18 protein-coding genes are annotated in these 19,193 nt (G+C 27.6%); all 18 read left to right on the top strand.

Annotation, left to right across the window (positions count from 1 at the left end; all coding sequences use genetic code 11):
- Position 1: 1 nt before the first annotated feature.
- The 18 genes from nuoI (at position 2) to uppS (ending at position 19,111) form a co-directional block, all read left to right on the top strand.
- The gene (gene nuoI, locus ACTTAT_RS01650; RefSeq protein WP_440679315.1) at positions 2-487 is read left to right on the top strand and encodes an NADH-quinone oxidoreductase subunit NuoI; all 486 of its coding nucleotides are present in this window, start codon (positions 2-4) and stop codon (positions 485-487) included.
- A gap of 2 nt (positions 488-489) precedes the next feature.
- Positions 490-1,110 (top strand): NADH-quinone oxidoreductase subunit J, encoded by a 621-nt coding sequence (locus tag ACTTAT_RS01645; protein ID WP_440679314.1) that lies wholly within the window; start codon positions 490-492, stop codon positions 1,108-1,110.
- Complete coding sequence (gene nuoK / locus ACTTAT_RS01640; RefSeq protein WP_440679418.1) at positions 1,106-1,414, top strand: NADH-quinone oxidoreductase subunit NuoK; 309 nt, start codon at positions 1,106-1,108, stop codon at positions 1,412-1,414. Before ACTTAT_RS01645 ends, nuoK begins: the two co-directional genes overlap by 5 nt.
- A gap of 3 nt (positions 1,415-1,417) precedes the next feature.
- A complete protein-coding gene (gene nuoL, locus ACTTAT_RS01635) occupies positions 1,418-3,325 on the top strand; it encodes an NADH-quinone oxidoreductase subunit L (RefSeq protein ID WP_440679313.1) in 1,908 nt (635 codons plus the stop codon).
- Positions 3,322-4,821, top strand: a complete 1,500-nt coding sequence (locus tag ACTTAT_RS01630; protein ID WP_440679312.1) for an NADH-quinone oxidoreductase subunit M — start codon at positions 3,322-3,324, stop codon at positions 4,819-4,821. Before nuoL ends, ACTTAT_RS01630 begins: the two co-directional genes overlap by 4 nt.
- A 1-nt stretch (position 4,822) precedes the next feature.
- Positions 4,823-6,241 carry an NADH-quinone oxidoreductase subunit NuoN gene (nuoN, locus tag ACTTAT_RS01625; protein WP_440679311.1) on the top strand — a complete coding sequence of 473 codons (1,419 nt, stop codon included), beginning with the start codon at positions 4,823-4,825 and terminating at the stop codon, positions 6,239-6,241.
- Positions 6,242-6,267: 26 nt separating this feature from the next.
- Positions 6,268-6,762, top strand: coding sequence for a biotin--[acetyl-CoA-carboxylase] ligase (locus ACTTAT_RS01620; protein ID WP_440679310.1), 495 nt, complete (start codon positions 6,268-6,270; stop codon positions 6,760-6,762).
- Position 6,763: 1 nt separating this feature from the next.
- Positions 6,764-7,525, top strand: a complete 762-nt coding sequence (locus ACTTAT_RS01615; RefSeq protein ID WP_440679309.1) for a type III pantothenate kinase — start codon at positions 6,764-6,766, stop codon at positions 7,523-7,525.
- Entirely contained in the window at positions 7,515-9,182 is a 1,668-nt protein-coding gene (locus tag ACTTAT_RS01610) for a ribonuclease J (RefSeq protein WP_440679308.1), read from the top strand. Before ACTTAT_RS01615 ends, ACTTAT_RS01610 begins: the two co-directional genes overlap by 11 nt.
- On the top strand, positions 9,182-9,433 hold the full coding sequence (locus ACTTAT_RS01605; protein ID WP_440679307.1) for a DUF1467 family protein: 252 nt from the start codon (positions 9,182-9,184) through the stop codon (positions 9,431-9,433). Before ACTTAT_RS01610 ends, ACTTAT_RS01605 begins: the two co-directional genes overlap by 1 nt.
- Positions 9,433-10,761: a proline--tRNA ligase gene (gene proS / locus ACTTAT_RS01600; protein WP_440679306.1), complete on the top strand. Its 1,329-nt coding sequence runs from the start codon at positions 9,433-9,435 to the stop codon at positions 10,759-10,761. The genes ACTTAT_RS01605 and proS overlap by 1 nt, the downstream gene beginning before the upstream one ends.
- Entirely contained in the window at positions 10,751-11,974 is a 1,224-nt protein-coding gene (locus ACTTAT_RS01595; protein WP_440679305.1) for an FtsX-like permease family protein, read from the top strand. Before proS ends, ACTTAT_RS01595 begins: the two co-directional genes overlap by 11 nt.
- The gene (locus ACTTAT_RS01590; protein WP_440679304.1) at positions 11,967-12,647 is read left to right on the top strand and encodes an ABC transporter ATP-binding protein; all 681 of its coding nucleotides are present in this window, start codon (positions 11,967-11,969) and stop codon (positions 12,645-12,647) included. Before ACTTAT_RS01595 ends, ACTTAT_RS01590 begins: the two co-directional genes overlap by 8 nt.
- A complete protein-coding gene (gene dnaE / locus ACTTAT_RS01585) occupies positions 12,647-16,063 on the top strand; it encodes a DNA polymerase III subunit alpha (RefSeq protein WP_440679303.1) in 3,417 nt (1,138 codons plus the stop codon). The genes ACTTAT_RS01590 and dnaE overlap by 1 nt, the downstream gene beginning before the upstream one ends.
- A 128-nt stretch (positions 16,064-16,191) precedes the next feature.
- Complete coding sequence (gene rpsB, locus ACTTAT_RS01580) at positions 16,192-16,980, top strand: 30S ribosomal protein S2 (protein WP_440679302.1); 789 nt, start codon at positions 16,192-16,194, stop codon at positions 16,978-16,980.
- A complete protein-coding gene (gene tsf, locus ACTTAT_RS01575; protein ID WP_440679301.1) occupies positions 16,967-17,869 on the top strand; it encodes a translation elongation factor Ts in 903 nt (300 codons plus the stop codon). Before rpsB ends, tsf begins: the two co-directional genes overlap by 14 nt.
- Positions 17,870-17,873: 4 nt before the next feature.
- Positions 17,874-18,434 carry a ribosome recycling factor gene (gene frr, locus ACTTAT_RS01570; RefSeq protein ID WP_440679300.1) on the top strand — a complete coding sequence of 187 codons (561 nt, stop codon included), beginning with the start codon at positions 17,874-17,876 and terminating at the stop codon, positions 18,432-18,434.
- Positions 18,431-19,111 (top strand): polyprenyl diphosphate synthase, encoded by a 681-nt coding sequence (uppS, locus tag ACTTAT_RS01565; RefSeq protein ID WP_440679298.1) that lies wholly within the window; start codon positions 18,431-18,433, stop codon positions 19,109-19,111. The genes frr and uppS overlap by 4 nt, the downstream gene beginning before the upstream one ends.
- The last annotated feature ends 82 nt before the right edge of the window (positions 19,112-19,193 follow it).

The following is a 19,193-nucleotide window of genomic DNA, read 5'->3' as shown; positions in this document are numbered from 1 at the left end:
TATGAAATTTAATAGATTATTAAAAACAATATTTTTAAGTGAGTTTGTTAAAGGATTATATTTAGCAATCAAATTTATGTTCAAGCCAAAAGCAACAGTCAACTATCCTTTTGAAAAAGGTCCCATTAGTCCAAGGTTTAGAGGTGAGCATGCTCTTAGAAGATATCCTAATGGTGAAGAAAGATGTATAGCTTGTAAACTTTGTGAAGCTGCGTGCCCGGCTCAAGCAATTACCATTGAGTCAGAGCCTAAAGATGATGGTTCAAGAAGGACCACGAGATACGACATTGATATGGTGAAATGTATATATTGCGGTTTATGCCAAGAGGCTTGTCCAGTAGATGCAATTGTTCAGGGACCTAATTTCGAATTTACAACTGAAACCAGGGAAGAATTATACTACACAAAAGAAAAGCTTCTCGAAAATGGCGATCGTTGGGAGTCTGAAATCGCAAATAACATTAAATTGGATAAACCTTATAGGTAATTATGTTAGCGCATGCTTTAATTTTTTATTTATTTTCTTTTGTAGCAATTATTTCTTCATTAGCTGTAATTTCCTCAAAGAATACTGTTCATGCCGTTTTTTTTCTTATTTTAGATTTTGTTAGCATTTCATGTTTATTCATTATGATGGGGGCAGAGTATTTGGGTATGCTTACATTGATTGTTTATGTTGGAGCGGTAGCTGTTTTATTTTTATTTGTCGTTATGATGTTAAATGTAAACTTTAAAGAACTTAGAGCTGGTTTTTTAAGCTATCTACCTTTTGGTTCATTAATAGGTTTGGTTCTGTTAATTGAAATTGGAATGATGATTGGAACATGGAAATATAAAGACAGTTTTATTAAAACTTCTGAAATTCAAATTAATAATAACTTAACCAATACTGAGGCAATAGGAAATGTATTATACACTGACTATATTCATTATTTTCAAATCTCAGGATTAATTTTATTGGTTGCGATGATTGGTGCAATTTTATTGACCTTTAGGCAAAAAGAAAATTTAAAAAGACAAGATATTACTAAACAAGTTTCTAGAGAAAGAGACGATGGTGTTTCATTAGAAGATGTTGAAAGCTTTAAAGGAGTTAAATTAAATGATTGATATTTCTTTAGGCCATTACTTATTTCTTGGCGCTGTTATTTTTACCATAGGTATTGTTGGTATTTTCCTAAACCGAAAAAATTTAATTGTGATTTTAATGTCAATTGAATTAATTTTAATTTCAGTAAATATAAATTTAGTTTCATTTTCAGTTTATTTGCAAGATATAGTTGGACAGGTTTTTACTATGTTTGTTTTAACGGTTGCAGCAGGTGAAGCTGCCATTGGTTTAGCGATATTAGTAGTATTTTTTAGAAATAAAGGAAGTATTCATGTTGAAGACATTAATACTTTAAAAGGTTAGATCGTGGCTTATACAATTATTTTTGCACCTTTGATCGGTTTTTTAATATCAGGTTTATTTGGAAGAAAAATTGGTGATCTTGGTTCACAGATTATTACAAGTTCACTAATTTTCTTATCAGCTATAATATCTTGTTATTATTTATATCAATTCATCATTGGATCTGATGTTTTAAATTTTGTTATTTTTAACTGGATTTCGTCAGGTCAGCTTAATTTAAATTGGTCTATTTATATTGATACACTTACAGCTGTAATGTTAGTAGTTGTAACATCAGTCTCATTTTTAGTTCATGTATACTCAATTGGTTACATGAGTCATGATCCAGATAAACCGCGTTTCATGAGCTATCTATCCTTATTTACATTTGCAATGTTAATGCTGATCACTTCAGATAATTTTTTACAATTATTTTTTGGATGGGAAGGCGTTGGGTTAGCTTCTTATTTGTTAATTGGATTTTGGTTTAAAAAACCAAGTGCAAATGCTGCTGCAATAAAAGCATTTGTAGTTAATAGAGTAGGTGACTTTGGTTTGGCAATTGGAATATTTTTAATTTACAAATATACAGGCTCTTTAAACTTTTCAGAAGTATTTCAGGCAGTTCCAAGTTTACTCGATAAAAAAATTAATTTTATAGGAACAGATGGAAATTTAATTACTTATATTTGTGTATTTTTGTTTATAGGTGCTATGGGAAAATCAGCTCAACTTTTCCTCCACACTTGGTTACCAGATGCCATGGAAGGACCTACACCAGTTTCAGCATTAATTCATGCAGCTACAATGGTTACAGCAGGTGTATTTTTAGTAGTAAGATGCTCTCCGATTTTTGAATTTTCACCTTTTTCACAGAGCTTAATTGTAACCATTGGTGCTTCAACTGCTTTTTTTGCTGCCACTATTGGTTTGGTTCAAAACGATATTAAAAAAGTCATAGCTTATTCTACATGCAGTCAGCTAGGCTATATGTTTTTTGCAGCAGGTATAGGTGCTTATCATATCGCAATATTTCATTTGTTTACTCATGCTTTTTTTAAAGCTTTATTATTTTTGTGTGCAGGTTCTGTAATTCACAGCTTGCATGAAGAGCAAGATATTCGAAAAATGGGAGGAATTTATAAAAAAATTCCATACACATATGCTTTTATGGTTATTGGAACTCTGGCCATAACTGGGTTTCCTTTTTTATCAGGATTTTATTCAAAAGATGCAATTTTAGAAGCTGCGTATTTTTCAACGAACAGTATGGGTATTTATGCAACATCAATCGGTGTTTTCACTGCTTTGTTAACATCAATTTATTCTTGGAGATTAATTTATAAAACATTTCATGGAAATTATAAAAATCAAAATTATGAATTCGACAAAGTTCATGAGTCACCTCCAGTAATATTAATTCCGTTATTTGTATTAACAATAGGTGCAATATTTGCAGGCTTTGTATTTAAAGATATATTTATTGGTACTGATCATCAAAATTTTTGGAAATCAGCTATATTTTTTAAAGAACAGTTTGAGCTAAAACATCCTCCTTTATGGTTTTTATTATTTACTCCAATTTCTGGTGTTATCATAATATTCGCTGCTTATTATTTTTATGTTAGAAATGAAAAAATTTTAGAAAATTTAAAACAAACACATAAGCCATTATATAATTTTTTACTTAATAAGTGGTACTTTGATGAATTGTATGACTTTTTATTTACAAAGCCTGCTAAAGCAATTGGTTCATTTTTTTGGTCAAAGGGTGATGTAAAAATTATAGACGGTTTTGGACCAAATGGATTTGCAAAGATAATAAAAATTTTATCTGATCGTGCTGTATTATTTCAATCTGGCTACTTATATCATTATGCGTTTGTGATTTTAATTGGATTAACAATTTTATTAACTTATTTAATAATATGAACGAAATACCTATCTTAACATTAACAACTTTTTTACCCTTAATTGGTGTTTTCTTTTTACTTTTTTTAAAAGGGGAAGAAGAATTTGTTAACAGAACATCAGGTTATATTTCTTTATTAACAAGCGGAATTGTATTTTTAGCTTCAATTTTAATATTAAATAATTTTAATTATAACAATCCTGACTTCCAATTTGTTGAGCAACATGACTGGATATTTAATTTTGTAAATTACAAAGTTGGAATCGATGGAATTTCTCTATCATTTATATTACTAACTACTTTCATCACTCCAATTTGTATTTTAGCAACGATTAATAGTGTTAAAAAAAGATTGAGAGAATTCTTAATTGCCCTTCTTTTAATGGAAACAATGATGATAGGTGTCTTTTGTTCATTAGATTTGTTTATTTTTTACTTATTTTTTGAAGCTGGGTTAATTCCAATGTTTTTAATTATTGGAATTTGGGGCGGTGAAAAAAGAGTATATTCTGCGTTTAAATTCTTTTTATATACTCTGTTTGGATCAATATTTATGTTGATTTCAATTATCTATATTTATTTTGATGCAGGAACTTTGGATGTTGAAAAACTATTAAATATTCAAATTAATAAAGATTATCAAAAATATTTATGGCTTGGTTTTTTTGCATCTTTTGCTGTCAAAACACCGATGTGGCCGGTTCATACCTGGTTACCCGATGCACACGTTGAGGCGCCCACATCTGGATCAGTAATTTTAGCTGCAATTTTACTTAAAATGGCGGGTTATGGTTTTATAAGGTTCTCTTTGGGTTTATTTCCAGATGCATCAGTTTATTTTGCTCCATTGGTTTTTACCTTAAGTATTATCGCAATTATTTACACATCTTTGGTTGCCCTTGTGCAAAAAGATATGAAAAAATTAATAGCATATTCATCCGTTGCCCATATGGGTTTTGTAACAATAGGTATTTTTGTGTTTAACAAACAAGGCATTGAAGGAAGCATATTTCAAATGATTAGTCACGGAATAATATCATCCGCCTTATTTTTATGTGTAGGTGTAGTTTATGACAGGATGCATACAAGAGAAATCTCAGAATATGGTGGTGTTGTAAATATAATGCCAAAGTATGCGGTAATGTTTATGGTATTTACGCTAGGCAGTTTAGGTTTGCCCGGAACTAGTGGTTTTGTTGGTGAGATTCTAGTTTTAATTGGGTCTTTTAAATACAATTATTGGATTGCATTTTTTGCAGCAACAGGTGTGATTTTATCTGCCTGTTATAGCTTGTGGTTATATAGGAGAGTTGTGTTTGGAAAAATAACAAACGAAAAAATTCTAAATTTAGCTGACTTAAACAAAAATGAGTATTTAATATTAACGCCATTATTAATCATGACTATTGTTTTAGGCTTTTATCCTGCTTTAATACTTGATCTAATTTCATCAAGTGTTGACAAGGTTTCTAGTAATATGACGGATTATATTAAATTGGCGGGAGCTGTTAAATAAAATGATAGAATTACAAAATATTTTTCCTGAAATTTTTCTAACGCTTTCACTTTTGTTTTTATTAGTTGCGGGTGTGTTTTTAAAAAATTCTTTTTCGTTAATTAAAAAAATAACCATTATATTATTATTAATTTGTATACCGCTTGTGTATGTTAATTATGATAACCAGATTTTGATTTTTAATAATAATTATTCAATTAATAATTTTTCAAATTTATTAAAAATAATTATTTTAATTTCTTCAGCCTTTTCATTAATTTTTACGGGTCAATATTTAAAAAGATTAAAGATAGAAAAATTTGAATATATGATACTGATTTTATGCTCAACATTAGGAATGTTTGTGATGGTGAGTACAAACAATTTAATTGGCCTATATTTAGGTATCGAGTTACAATCATTATCATTATATGTACTCTCTTCAATTGACAGAAATTCTTTAAAATCCTCTGAGTCTGGTGTTAAGTATTTTGTTTTAGGAGCATTATCATCAGGATTATTTTTATACGGCTGTTCATTGATTTACGGATTCACTGGTTCTACTAATTATTTAATTATTAACGAGAATTTTACTGTTGAAAATATTGGTTTAATATTTGGTTTAGTTTTTGTTATCGTTGGATTGGCATTTAAGGTTTCTGCTGTACCTTTTCATATGTGGACGCCAGACGTTTATGAGGGTTCGCCAACTGCGGTTACAGCGTTTTTTGCTCTTGCCCCAAAAGTTGCAGGTATGGGTGCATTTATTCAAATTTTATTTGTTGCTTTTGGTGGAGCTTTTGCTGAATGGAAAACTATTATTATATTTATATCAGTTGCATCAATGATCTTAGGATCAGTAGCCGCAATAGGTCAAACAAATATAAAAAGACTAATGGCTTATAGTAGCATTGGGCATATGGGTTATGGTCTAGCGGGTCTTGCTACAGGATCTTTATCAGGTATTTCTGCAACATTATCTTATATTTTTATTTATGTGGTGATGAATATTGCGGCTTTTACCTCAATTCTTTTTTTTAGTAGAGATAAAAAGTATTGCGAAGACATAAGAGATTTAGGAGGGTTATCAAAAAACCACCCAGTAGTTGCTGTTTGTTTTTGTATTATACTATTTTCACTTGCAGGCATTCCACCTTTAGCTGGATTTTTTGCAAAGTTTTACATCTTTAAATCTGTAATAGAGTCAGAAATGTATATTTTGGCCGTGATAGGTTTGTTGAGTTCGGTGATATCAGCTTTCTATTATCTAAGAATAATAAAAATTATGTATTTTGACACTGAACAAGAAAAATTTGATGATATATCTGGACTTGGTATGAAATTTTCATTGTTTTCATCGTCTTTTTTAATTTTGTTCTATTTTATAAATCCATCTTTTTTAGTTAATATAACTGAAATGGCATCTAAGGTTTTTAATTAAATTTGAACTTACCGCATATTTCTTTATTGGACAAAACAAACAGTACAAATGAATTTTGTATTAATTTAATTAAGAATAACATCTCAACAAATGGTATTGTTTCTGCAGAAATCCAAACAAATGGAAGAGGACGATATGGAAATAAATGGATTTCAAAAAAAGGAAATATTTTTTTAAGTTTTTATAAAAAAATTAAATTACAAAGAGATATTATAAAATATCAGTATAAAGTTTTAAAAATAGTAAAAAATTTTTTAATAAAAAAAGGCTTAAAAGAACAAAATATTCAAATTAAAGATCCTAACGATATTCTGATAAATAATAAAAAAATATGCGGAATATTAGTTGAGAGTTATAAAAATAATAAAAGTTTATTTGTAATAGCTGGAATTGGGCTTAATTTAGCCTCGAGTCCTAACTTAAAAAAATATAGAACTACATTTTTAAATAAATATTTAAAAAAAAAGGTTAACAAGTTAGACTTTTTAGAATTTATAAAAAAAAATTTTAATAAATTATAAAATGATTTTATTAGTTGATATTGGTAATACGAGTATAAAATTAGCTTTATACAACCCCAGAAATGATAAAATTACCAAACCAATCTCTTTACTTACATTCTCAAAAAAAACTTTATCATTCATTAAATCTTATTTAAAAAAAAATAATATTAGATTGATATTTTCAACTTCTGTTGTTCCAAAAATTTTTAATATTATAAAATCATTTACTTCTAAGCAAAATATAAAACTTTATGAATTTAATGATAAAAAAATTACCAAATCAATTAAAATTAATGTTAAAAAAAAATCTCAAGTTGGTTCAGACCGAATTGTAAATTCTGTAGGCGCTTTAAGCTGTTACAACAAAAATTGTATTATTATTGATTTTGGCACTACCACGACATTTGATATTGTTCAAAAAAACAATATTTATCAAGGAGGAGTTATTGCACCAGGCATCGAGCTAGCCTTGAAAGCTTTAAATCGATTTACAGCAAAATTGCCTTTGGTAAAAATTACTAAACAAAAAAATGTCATTGGAAAAGATACAATTACAGCTATCAAATCAGGTGTATTCATTGGATATACTTGTTTGATAGACGGCATTATTGATAAAATTCAAAAACAATCCAAAAAAAAATACCTTATTATTTTAACTGGTGGTTATTCAAAATTATTTAAAAAATCCCTAAAGTATAAAACAATTGTAAATCAAGACATTACCCTTTATGGACTTGTTAAAACTATTAAACAGAATAGAGAAATTTTTGATGAGTTCTAAAGAAGAAATTTTGTTTTGTCCTCTTGGAGGATCCGGTGAAATTGGCGCAAATATGAATTTATATGGTTTTGGTGAGCCTAATAATCATAAATGGTTAATGGTAGACTGTGGCATTACTTTTGCAGAAGAAAACGTTCCAGGGATTGATGTTATAATTCCTGACCCAGACTTTATTTATCAAAATAAAAATAATTGTGCTGGAATTATAATAACTCATGGTCATGAAGATCACATAGGTGCTTTGACACATGTTTGGCCAAATTTAAAAACTAATATATTTGCAACACCTTTCACGGGTGCATTAATTAGAGAAAAATTTAAAGAAAAAAGAATTAATATAGATGAATATTTGAAAATAATTCCTTTGAATGGAAATATAAATTTAGAATTTTTAAAAATTGATCTCGTATCTTTAACACATTCAATTTTAGAGCCCAACGCATTGTTAATTGAATACAAGGGTAAAAAAATTTTTCATACCGGTGACTGGAAATGTGATCTTAATCCAATGATGGGTAATAATATTAATGAAAAAAAATTAAAGGAAATTGGAGACAAGGGGATATTAGCAATGATTTGCGACTCAACTAATATTTTTACTCAAGGAAGATCTGGTTCAGAAAAAGATGTCAAAGAAAGTATGCTTAGAATTTTTGAAAAACAACAAAAAAGAATAATAGTAACAACCTTTGCTTCTAATGCTGCTCGAATGCAAACTGTATTTCAATGTGCTGAAAAAGTTGGAAGACATGTGAGTTTAGTTGGTAGGTCTATGCATAGAATATTTAATACTGCAAAATCTTGTGGATATTTTTCTGATATCAAACCACCATTAGATCCAAGAGATACTAAACAAATGCCAAGGGAAAAAATTGTTTATCTTTGTACTGGAAGCCAAGGAGAACCAAAAGGAGCAATGAATAGAATTTGTAACGAAACACATCCTGATATTAATATTGCACAAGATGATACTGTAATTTTTTCATCAAGAATTATTCCAGGTAATGAAAAAAAACTTTATTCAATGCACAACATTTTAGTAAGAAGAGGTATAAACGTTATATCTGAGGAGAACGCATTTATTCATGTATCTGGTCATCCTGGCAGAGAGGAAATGCATGAAATGTATGATTGGATTAGACCAGAAATTTCAGTACCAGTTCATGGTGAGCACCGTCATTTAAAAGAGCACAACCTTTTTGCAAAGGAAAAAAAAATAAAGCAACCAATGTTGATAGAAAATGGAGATGTTCTTAAGATTTTTCCAAATAAAGCAGAGATAATAAATAAAGTAAATTCTGGTAAGCTCTTAGTCGATGGTAATAGATTAATTGATGAGGAGTCTCCAGCTCTAAAAGAGAGAAAAAATATTTCATATAATGGTTTAATGGATATTAATTTAATAATTTCAAGAAATGGTAATGTAGAAAGATCTCCTTTGATAAATCTTAGAGGACTTCCTTTGCACGATCAGGAATTAAATGAAATTAAATATGAATTAGAAGATAAAATATTGGATATTTGCAGAAGTTACTCTCTGAATAATAAAAAACAGGAAAATAATCTTATTGATAATTTAAAAAACTCTCTCAGAAAAATTTTACAATCTAGATTATCAAAAAAACCTTTTACTAATATAAACTTAATTCGTTTATAATGTCCATTACAGGATCAGTTGTTGTTTTTATAATTTTATGGTGGCTTGTTTTATTTATAATTTTACCTAGAAATATAAATTCACAACATGAGAAAGGAGATATAATTGAAGGCACCGATCCTGGAGCGCCTACCAACCCAAATATTGTTAAAAAATTAGTTATAACGACATTTATTACGTCTTTATTATTTGCGATCATCTTTGTTTTGACTTATTTTAATATTTTAAACATTAGAGAAATTTTATCTTAATGAAATTATCAAATTATTTTTTACCCATTTTGAAAGAAAATCCCTCAGAGGCTAAAATTAAATCTCATCAACTAATGTTAAGAGCTGGTATGATAAGACAGTCCGCCTCAGGTATTTACTCTTGGTTACCAATGGGCTTTAAAGTTTTAAAAAATATTGAGCAAATTGTTAGAGAAGAACAAAATAAAGCTGGAGCTATAGAATTATTAATGCCAACAATTCAATCTGCAGATATTTGGAAAGAGAGTGGCAGATATGATGACTATGGTAAAGAAATGCTAAGAATTTCTGATCGGCATGAAAGGGATTTGTTATATGGACCAACAAATGAAGAATTAATTACTCAAATTTTTAGAGATAATATTAAATCTTATAAAAATTTACCTTTAATGCTTTATCATATTCAATGGAAATTTAGAGATGAAATAAGACCAAGATTTGGTGTTATGAGATGTAGAGAGTTTCTAATGAAAGATACTTATTCTTTTGATGTAGATAAACATACTGCAGAGTTTTCTTATAAGAAAATGTTTTTATCATATCTTAAAACTTTTCAAAAATTTGAACTTAATGCAATTCCTATGAAAGCAGAAACTGGACCAATAGGAGGAGACTTATCTCATGAGTTTATAATTTTAGCAGATACTGGTGAAAGTGAAGTTTTTTTAGATAAAAATTTATTAGATATAGATGTTAATGAAGTAGATTATTCAGAAAAAAATATTAATGAAATTATAGAAAGATTTTCCAAATTTTATTCAGCTACAGATGAAAAACATGATGTTAATGAGTTTGAAAAAAATGTATCTAAAGAAAATCAATTAAGGACGAAAGGTATTGAAATTGGTCACATTTTTTATTTTGGTGACAAATATTCAAAATCTATGAAAGCTTTAGTTAATAATAAAGAAGGAAAAAATATAAACCCTCAAATGGGCTCATATGGAATTGGTGTTTCAAGGTTACCAGCAGCAATTATTGAGGCAAAATACAATGGTACTTTTATGAAATGGCCAAAGACAGTTACTCCATTTAAAGTAGCAATTATCAATCTCGGAAAAAATGGAGATGAAGCTGATCAAAAATCCAATGAAATATATCAGAATTTAATTAATGCTAATCTTGATCCAATTTTAGATGATACATCTGAAAATCCATCTAGTAAATTTAAAAACTTTGATTTAATTGGAATTCCATATCAAATTATAATTGGATCAAAATTAAAAAAAGATGAATTCGAATTTAAAGAAATTGGTGAAGAAAAATTAATTCTATCAAAAGAAGAAGTTATTAATAGGTTAAAAGAAATCTATAACATTGATAAATAAAGCTGAAATTTTAATTATCTCAAGATATCTAAAACCAAAAAACAAAGATGGTTTTTTAAGAGTCATATCTAATTTTTCTTTTATTGGAATAATGCTGGGTGTAGCGACATTAATTATAGTAATGTCTGTTATGAATGGCTTTAGAATAGATTTGCTGGACAAACTTCTAGGGTACCAACCACATATTTCATTTCAGTCTAAAGGAAAATATAATTTAGAAAAAGAAAGCATCATAAACCTTGCTAAAAAAAATAATTTTAAAATATCAGATCTTAATCTAGTAAATAATTCTGAAGCATTAATTCTTACACAAACTAAAAATTATGGAGTTTTAGTAAAAAGTTTTTCTAAAAATGAGATAAAAGATATTTATTTTCTAAAAAATTCTATTGTTAAAGGGAAAGTAAATGAAAATGGAATTGGAGTAGGATTAGAATTGGCGAGCAAATTGTCTTTAGGTGTAGGTGATAATCTAACCTTATTATCAAATAACACAGAAACAACTCCTTTTGGAATTTTGCCAAAACAATTTAATTTTAAAGTTAGTTTTATATTTAATACTGGAATGTATGAATTTGATAATAACTTTCTAATTTCAAATTTAGATCAAAGTAAATTTTTTTCAAATAAAGAAAATGAAATTGAAATAAGAATAAACAACCCTGACAACTCAAATAACTTTACAAGTGTCTTGAAACAAAAATATAATGATCGTCTCATATATTCATGGGTAGATAGTAATAAAACATTTTTTGATGCTCTAAAGGTTGAAAGAAATGTAATGTTTATTATTTTAACTTTAATTATAGTTGTTGCAGCTTTTAATATAATTTCGGTATTAACCATTTTGATTAAAAACAAATCTAAAGAAATATCGATTTTAAGATCAATAGGTTTTAGAAAAAATTCAATACTTAAAATTTTCCTACTAACTGGAACAACAATAGGTTTATTAGGAACGGCACTTGGTGTTATTCTCGGTATTTTTATATCTTATTATCTAGAAAATATCAGAAGTTTTTTGAATAATAATTTTAATATTAATATTTTTCCCTCAGAAATATATTTTTTAAGTGAATTGCCATCTTATATTAATTATGACTCTGTTTTATTGATTTCAATTTTTTCAATTTTAATTGTTTTTATTGCATCCTTATTTCCTGCTTTAAGCGCCTCCAAACTTGAACCAATTAAAAACTTAAAAAATGAATAAAAGTTTTTTGCAAATTAAAAGTTTAAAAAAAAAATTTATTGATTCGACTGACGAAATTGTAGTTTTAGATGATATAAACCTTGATTTAACAACAAATAAATTGATTGCACTAACAGGGCCGTCAGGTTCTGGAAAATCAACATTTATTCATTTACTAGGATTGTTAGATATACCCGATAGAGGAGAATATAATTTAGATACTTCAAAGAATTTATTTAATTTAAGTGATAAAGAGAAATCTGACTATAGAAGAAGAAATATTTCAATTGTTTTTCAGAATTTTAATTTAATTTCAGATTTAACTGCATTAGAAAATGTAATGTTACCCAATCTCTATACGGGTGAAAGCAAATCTAAATCTTTAGAGTTGGCTAAAAATTTATTAACAAAAGCTGGTTTAGAAAACAGGTTAAATCATACACCAAAGGAATTATCAGGTGGAGAGCAACAAAGAGTTGCCATTGCTAGAAGCTTAATAAACAAACCTAAGCTTATTTTAGCAGATGAACCAACTGGAAGCTTAGATTCAAAAAATGCAGAAGTAATTTTAGATATGTTTATAAATTTTAAAGATGAAAATTCTTTAATATTGTTTGCAACTCACAATAAATCACTTGTTAATAAGTCAGATTTAGAATTAACAATTTCAAATGGAACTGTTAATTTTAATTAATGTCTGTAGAAGCAATTAATTTAAAAATACATTCCCAGTTTTCAATTTGTGAAGGTGCAATAAAAATTGATAAATTGGTTAATTATTGTAAAGAGCATAGTGTTACAGCAGTAGGACTTTGTGACTCTGAAAACTTATCTGGAGCTTTAGAATTTTCTTCTCAGCTTAAGAATGAAGGCATTCAACCTATAATAGGAACAAAAATTTATATAAAAGAAAATGTAGATGGAAAAACAACCTACGGAACAGTATCCTTATATGCAAAAAACCAAATTGGTTATAAAAATTTACTAAAACTATCTTCTAAATCTTATCTCGATCTACAAGAACATGACGATAAGCCAAATATTAATTTAAATATATTAAAAAAATATCATGAGGGAATAATTATACTAATTGGCGGAAGCTTTAGTTTTTTTTCAGATTTATTAGTAAAAAATAAAGATGAATACTGTTTCAACGAGGTAAAAAAACTTAAAGATATTTTTAATGATAATATTTATATAGAAATTCAAAGACATGATGAGCCTCATGAAAAACAACTTGAAAAAAAGTTAATTAAATTATCATCTGATACAAGTATACCATTAATTGCAACCAATGAAGTATTTTATCTGGAACAAGATTCATATAATGCTCATGATGCCTTTATTTGCGTTGGTGAAAAAAATTATGTTAATGAAAAAAACAGGTTGAAATATTCCAATCAGCATTATTTTAAAAAAACAAGTGAATTTGACAATCTTTTTGCTGATTTGCCTGACGCTCTCGAAAATAACAAAAACTTTAAATATAAATTTAATTATTTTCCAAAAAAAAGTAATCCATTACTTCCATCTTTTTCTGAAAATGGAAAAGATACAAATCAAATATTAAAAGATAAAGCAGAGAAAGGTTTAGAAGAAAGATTAGAAAAATACGTTTATCCAAGGCTAGGTGTAAATACTGATAAAAATGTAACCAAAAAAAATTATTTTGACAGACTGAATTATGAAGTTTCCGTAATTTCAAAAATGAAATTTTCAGGGTATTTTTTAATTGTATCTGATTATATAAATTGGGCTAAATCAAATAATATACCTGTTGGGCCAGGAAGAGGATCGGGTGCTGGATCGCTTGTTGCCTGGTGTTTGTCTATCACAGATTTAGATCCTATTAGATTCGGTCTACTCTTTGAGCGTTTTTTAAACCCAGATAGAATATCAATGCCAGACTTTGATATCGACTTTTGCCAAGAAGGTCGTGATGAAGTTATCAATTATGTTAAAGACAAATATCCTAATAAAGTTGCGCAAATCATTACTTTTGGAAAACTTCAAGCTAGAATGGCATTAAGAGATATTGGTAGAGTTTTGGGTTTACCTTATGGAAGAGTAGATCAGCTCTGCAAAATGATACCATTCGATCCGTCGAGACCGTTGTCATTAGCAGAGTCAATTGCAATAGAACCAAGATTACAAGAAGCTGAAAAAAATGATCCAGTAATAAAAAAATTAATTAATTATGCTTTGAAACTTGAGGGGTTATATAGAAACGTAGCTACACATGCAGCGGGTGTTGTCATTGGTGATAGAAATTTAGATGAACTAGTTCCTCTTTATAAAGATTTATCTTCAACCTTGCCAATTCCAGTTACACAATTTGATATGAAATCATCAGAAGACGCTGGTTTAGTTAAATTTGATTTTCTCGGTTTAAAAACTTTAACAGTAATAAAAAAAACTATTGAGTTTATTCAAAAAGACAAACCTGATTTTGATATTAGTAAAATCAATTTAGCAGATCAAAAAACTTTTGAACTCCTTAGCTCTGGAGAAACTATGGGTATATTTCAACTTGAAAGCTCTGGCATGAGGGAGGTTTTAAAGCAGTTAAAACCAAATAAATTTGAAGATATTATAGCATTAGTAGCATTGTATAGACCTGGCCCAATGCAAAATATTCCAACTTATATTTCTAGAAAACATGAAAAAGAGGAAGTTGATTACATTCATCCAAAATTAGAAAATATTTTAAAGGAAACATATGGGGTAATAATTTATCAAGAGCAAGTAATGCAAATTGCTCAAGCGTTATCAAGTTTTAGTGCAAGTAAAGCAGATATTTTAAGAAAAGCTATGGGTAAGAAAAAATCAGCAGAAATGGAGCGTCAAAAAAAGGATTTTATAGATGGGGCTGTTAAAAATGGTATTTCAAGAGATCAGGTTATTTACATTTTTCAATTAGTAGAAAAGTTTGCACAATATGGTTTTAACAAAAGTCATGCTGCCGCATATGCATTAATTGCTTTTCAAACAGCATACCTTAAAACCCATTATCCAATATATTTTTTTTGCGCTTCTATGAATACAGAACTATCTAATACTGATAAATTAAATTTCTTTTATGAAGAATTAAAAAGATTAAGAATTGATATAAAGCCACCAAATATTAACTTTTCATATGCAGAATTTTTACCTCGTGATAAAACTATCTATTACGCATTATCAGCAATAAAAGCTGTTGGTTATGACGCTATTTCAAAAATTGTAGATGAGAGAGAGAGAAATGGAAAATTTAATTCAATTTCTGAATTTTTAAGCAGAGTAGAAAGTAAAAACTTAAATAAGCTACAATTAGAAGGATTAATTAAGTCTGGATCATTAGATATTTTAGACAATAATAGAAAAAAACTTTTTGAGAATGTTCCAGAATACATAAAACAATCAAAATCTTCTGATAAAGTTAGCGAAAATGAACAAGATCAATTATTTTCAAATGATATTGAGAATGATCAAAAAGATATAAAAGAGTTTAACGTATTAGATTGGGACAAAAATGAAAAAATAAAAAAAGAATTTGAGTCAATTGGTTTTTTTGTTGGAGAACATCCGTTAAAATCAAACCTTCAAGTATTAAAAAAATATAACGTATATTCATATCAAGAATTAAAAAACACTAATGCCCTTAAAGACGGAATGATTGCTGGAACATTAATTTCAATTCAAGAAAAAAAAACCGCAAAAGGAAATCCTTATGCAATTATTAAATTAGTTGATCTAAGTTCAATGTATGAACTTTTCATATTTTCAGAAAAATTAGTAGAAAATAGACATAATCTTGTTGTTGGAAATTCTTTTTTAGTAAAAGTAAAGAAGGAGACCAATAAAGATAATATTGAAAGAATTAATTTAGAAAATATATTTTTTATAGATGATTTGAAAAATCAAACAATTGATCAAGTTAGTTTCGAAATTGATAATATCAAATCTTTAGATGTTATTAAAAGTAGATTGAAAGAGAAAGGTTCTTCAAATGTAAATATTATTTATAAGGATAAAAATTCAGAGTATTCTTTTAAACTTCACCATAAATCAAATGTCAGGCCATCTGATATTGAGTTCCTAGAAAATTACCAAATAAAGCCAATTTTTTAATAAATTTTCAGTTGTAATTTTAGCATTGAGTTATATAAGCCACATAAAATACGCACAGAGAAAGTGGCTTTATGCCCCCGGTCTGCATATGCAGTAGCTTCTCTGGAGGATTAACCGGAAAGGATAAAATGAACTTACCAGAAGTAACAGTAAAAGACCTGTTAGAGGCAGGTGTGCATTTAGGTCATAAGACTTTTAGATGGAATCCAAAAATGAAGCCTTATATTTTTGGAGAAAAAAACTCTATTCACATCATTGATTTGTCAAAAACGTTAGAGCTTTTAAAAACTGCTCTTTTAGAATTACACAAATCTGTATCAAGTGGCGGCAAAGTATTATTTGTTTCTACCAAAAAACAAGCTTCAGAACTTGTTGCCGAAGTTGCCAAAGAAACGGACAATTATTATGTAAATTTTAGATGGTTAGGAGGAATGTTAACTAACTGGAATACAATTAGTAATTCAATAAAACGATTAAAAAACCTTAAGAAAAATTTACTACAAGAAGACTCTGGTTTTACAAAAAAAGAGTTAATTAAAATGAATCTTGAAAAAGAAAAACTAGAAAGATCTTTAGGCGGAATTTCTGAGATGAAAAAGCTTCCAGATATAATTTTTGTGATAGATACAAATATTGAGTCGTTAGCTATTTTGGAAGCTAAAAAACTTCATATTCCTATTATCGGAGTATTAGATAGTAATTCTGATCCGGATAATATTGATTTTCCAATTCCAGGAAATGATGATGCGCGTAGGTCAATCAATCTTTATTGTGATTTAATTAAAAAAACTATTTTAGATGCAAAGAAAAATATCAAAGTTTCTGAAAAAAAAGAAAAATCAACTGAAGATTCCAAAGATCAAAAATTGAGCAATAAAAAAGAAATAAACAAGGAAGATAAAAATGTCAGTGCTTGAGAAAGTTAAAGAATTAAGAGAAGTTACAGGAGCAGGTATGCAAGATTGCAAAAATGCTCTTAAAGAAAATAATAACGATATAGATAAATCGGTAGAGTATTTAAGAAAAAAAGGTGTTTTGAAAGCATCAAAAAAAAGCTCAAGAGACGCCGCTGAAGGATTAATCATTATTGGTGAAAATCAAAATAATTTTACTTTAACAGAAATTAATACCGAAACTGACTTTGTTGCAAAGAATAATGAATTTATAGAATTTTGCTCAAAGGTTTCTGAAGTTAGTTTGAACGCAAATAGCTTAGATGAATTGCAAAATCAAAAATTAAACGATTCTACCATTGAAGAGTCTATTGTTAATCTAATTTCAAAAATTGGAGAAAATATTAAATTAAGGCGATTTGAAAATATTAATAAAGATGGGCAGAAAATCAGTTATTATATTCACAATAAATCGAGTGATTTAACTGGAAAAATCGTATCTGTAATTAAATATAAATCAAATAAAGATGAATCAAAAAATTTTGCAAATAATATTTGTATGCATATAGCTGCAATGTCACCAATGGCATTAGATGAAAAGAATTTAGATAAAAACTTTCTTGAAAGTGAAAAAAAAATAATTGAAGAGCAACTTAGTAAAGAAGGAAAAAAACCTGAGATAATCGAAAAAATTATGACTGGAAAATTAAATAAAGTAATATCAGAAAATACTTTATTAGGACAAAGCTGGGTTGTTGATCAAGACTTAACAGTAAAAAAAGCTATCGATAAATTTAATAAAGATAATTCAGATAATTTTGAAATAATTAGCTATTATAAGTTTAAAGTAGGTGAAGGTATTGAGGTTAAAAAAACTGATTTTAGTGAGGAAGTAAAATCTTTAGCAAAATAAAAAAATGACTACGGACAGTAGATTAAAATCTTTCGAAAAAAAAATGGAAGACTCAATTATTTCTTTAAATAAAGATCTTTCAACCATAAGAACTGGAAGAGCACACTCTTCTATGTTAGATTTGGTAAAGGTTGAGGTTTATGGCCAATCCATGCCAATTAATCAAGTTGCTACAATAAGTGTTTCAGACCCACAAACCTTAGCAATTCAAGTTTGGGATGCAAATAATGTTAAATTTTGTGAAAAAGCTATTAGGGAAAGTGATTTAAATTTAAATCCTATTGTCGATGGTCAGTTGCTGAGAATACCAGTACCAAAATTAAATGAAGATAGAAGAAAAGAATTATCAAAAATTGTAAGTCAACAATCTGAAAAAATCAAAGTTTCCATCAGGAATATAAGAAGAAGTGGAATGGATTTTTTAAAACAAGAAGAAAAAAACAAGAATATTAGTGAAGATGAAAGTAAAAAGTTATCAAATGACTTACAAAAAATTACTGATGATTTTGTTAAAAAAGTGGAGGTCAAAATAAAAGAAAAAGAAGAAGAAATTCTTAAAGTATGAAAAATCCAAATCATATTGCCATAATCATGGATGGTAATGGTAGATGGGGTATAAAAAAATTTAAAAGTAGATTGTTAGGCCATAAAGAAGGTGTAAAAAAAATAGGTCAAATTATTAATTATTGTCTAAAAAACAAAATTAAAAATCTTACACTTTACGTACTATCAAGAGATAATTTTTTAAAAAGAAAATCAAAAGAGTTAAAAAATATTTTTTTTTTGATCGAAACTTATTTGCCGAAAAATGAAGATTTTTTTCTTAAAAATAAAATAAATTTAAATTTTATTGGTGAGAGTAACGGTTTGCCAAAAAATATTAAAAAATTGATTGAAATCACAAATAAAAAATTTTCATTTAAATCAAATAATTTAATTCTAAATGTTGCATTAAATTATAGTTCAAAATTAGAAATTATAAATACAATAAAAAAAATAAATTTAAAAAAAGATAAAATTACTAAAAAAAATATAGAAAAATATCTTTATACATTTAGTAGTGGTGACCCTGATTTAATTATAAGAACAGGTGGATATAATCGATTAAGTGATTTTCTATTATGGCAATCTGCATATTCAGAGATATATTTTGTTAATGATTTGTGGCCTGAATTCAAAATAAATAATTTAAAAAGAATTATTGAAAAATTTAATAAAACACAAAAGAATTATGGATCATGACTATAAACTTAGTTAATAGAATTATTTTTTCATTAATAGTTGCTCCTTTAGTTTTATTTTTAATTTTTCTTGGAAATATATA

It is taken from the genome of Candidatus Pelagibacter sp. HIMB1517, from assembly GCF_052047895.1.
In the GTDB taxonomy this organism is placed as follows: Bacteria; Pseudomonadota; Alphaproteobacteria; order Pelagibacterales; family Pelagibacteraceae; genus HIMB114.
This window is presented reverse-complemented; position numbering and strand designations above follow the sequence as displayed.

Excerpts from the sequence above, each read along its gene's own strand:
- nuoI (WP_440679315.1), top strand. The coding sequence starts at position 2 with ATGAAATTTAATAGATTATTAAAAACAATATTTTTAAGTGAGTTTGTT.
- rpsB (WP_440679302.1), top strand. The coding sequence starts at position 16,192 with ATGAACTTACCAGAAGTAACAGTAAAAGACCTGTTAGAGGCAGGTGTG.
- tsf (WP_440679301.1), top strand. The coding sequence starts at position 16,967 with ATGTCAGTGCTTGAGAAAGTTAAAGAATTAAGAGAAGTTACAGGAGCA.
- uppS (WP_440679298.1), top strand. The coding sequence starts at position 18,431 with ATGAAAAATCCAAATCATATTGCCATAATCATGGATGGTAATGGTAGA.
- frr (WP_440679300.1), top strand. The coding sequence starts at position 17,874 with ATGACTACGGACAGTAGATTAAAATCTTTCGAAAAAAAAATGGAAGAC.
- ACTTAT_RS01610 (WP_440679308.1), top strand. The coding sequence starts at position 7,515 with ATGAGTTCTAAAGAAGAAATTTTGTTTTGTCCTCTTGGAGGATCCGGT.
- ACTTAT_RS01630 (WP_440679312.1), top strand. The coding sequence starts at position 3,322 with ATGAACGAAATACCTATCTTAACATTAACAACTTTTTTACCCTTAATT.
- ACTTAT_RS01605 (WP_440679307.1), top strand. The coding sequence starts at position 9,182 with ATGTCCATTACAGGATCAGTTGTTGTTTTTATAATTTTATGGTGGCTT.
- ACTTAT_RS01615 (WP_440679309.1), top strand. The coding sequence starts at position 6,764 with ATGATTTTATTAGTTGATATTGGTAATACGAGTATAAAATTAGCTTTA.
- dnaE (WP_440679303.1), top strand. The coding sequence starts at position 12,647 with ATGTCTGTAGAAGCAATTAATTTAAAAATACATTCCCAGTTTTCAATT.
- proS (WP_440679306.1), top strand. The coding sequence starts at position 9,433 with ATGAAATTATCAAATTATTTTTTACCCATTTTGAAAGAAAATCCCTCA.
- ACTTAT_RS01645 (WP_440679314.1), top strand. The coding sequence starts at position 490 with ATGTTAGCGCATGCTTTAATTTTTTATTTATTTTCTTTTGTAGCAATT.
- ACTTAT_RS01590 (WP_440679304.1), top strand. The coding sequence starts at position 11,967 with ATGAATAAAAGTTTTTTGCAAATTAAAAGTTTAAAAAAAAAATTTATT.
- nuoN (WP_440679311.1), top strand. The coding sequence starts at position 4,823 with ATGATAGAATTACAAAATATTTTTCCTGAAATTTTTCTAACGCTTTCA.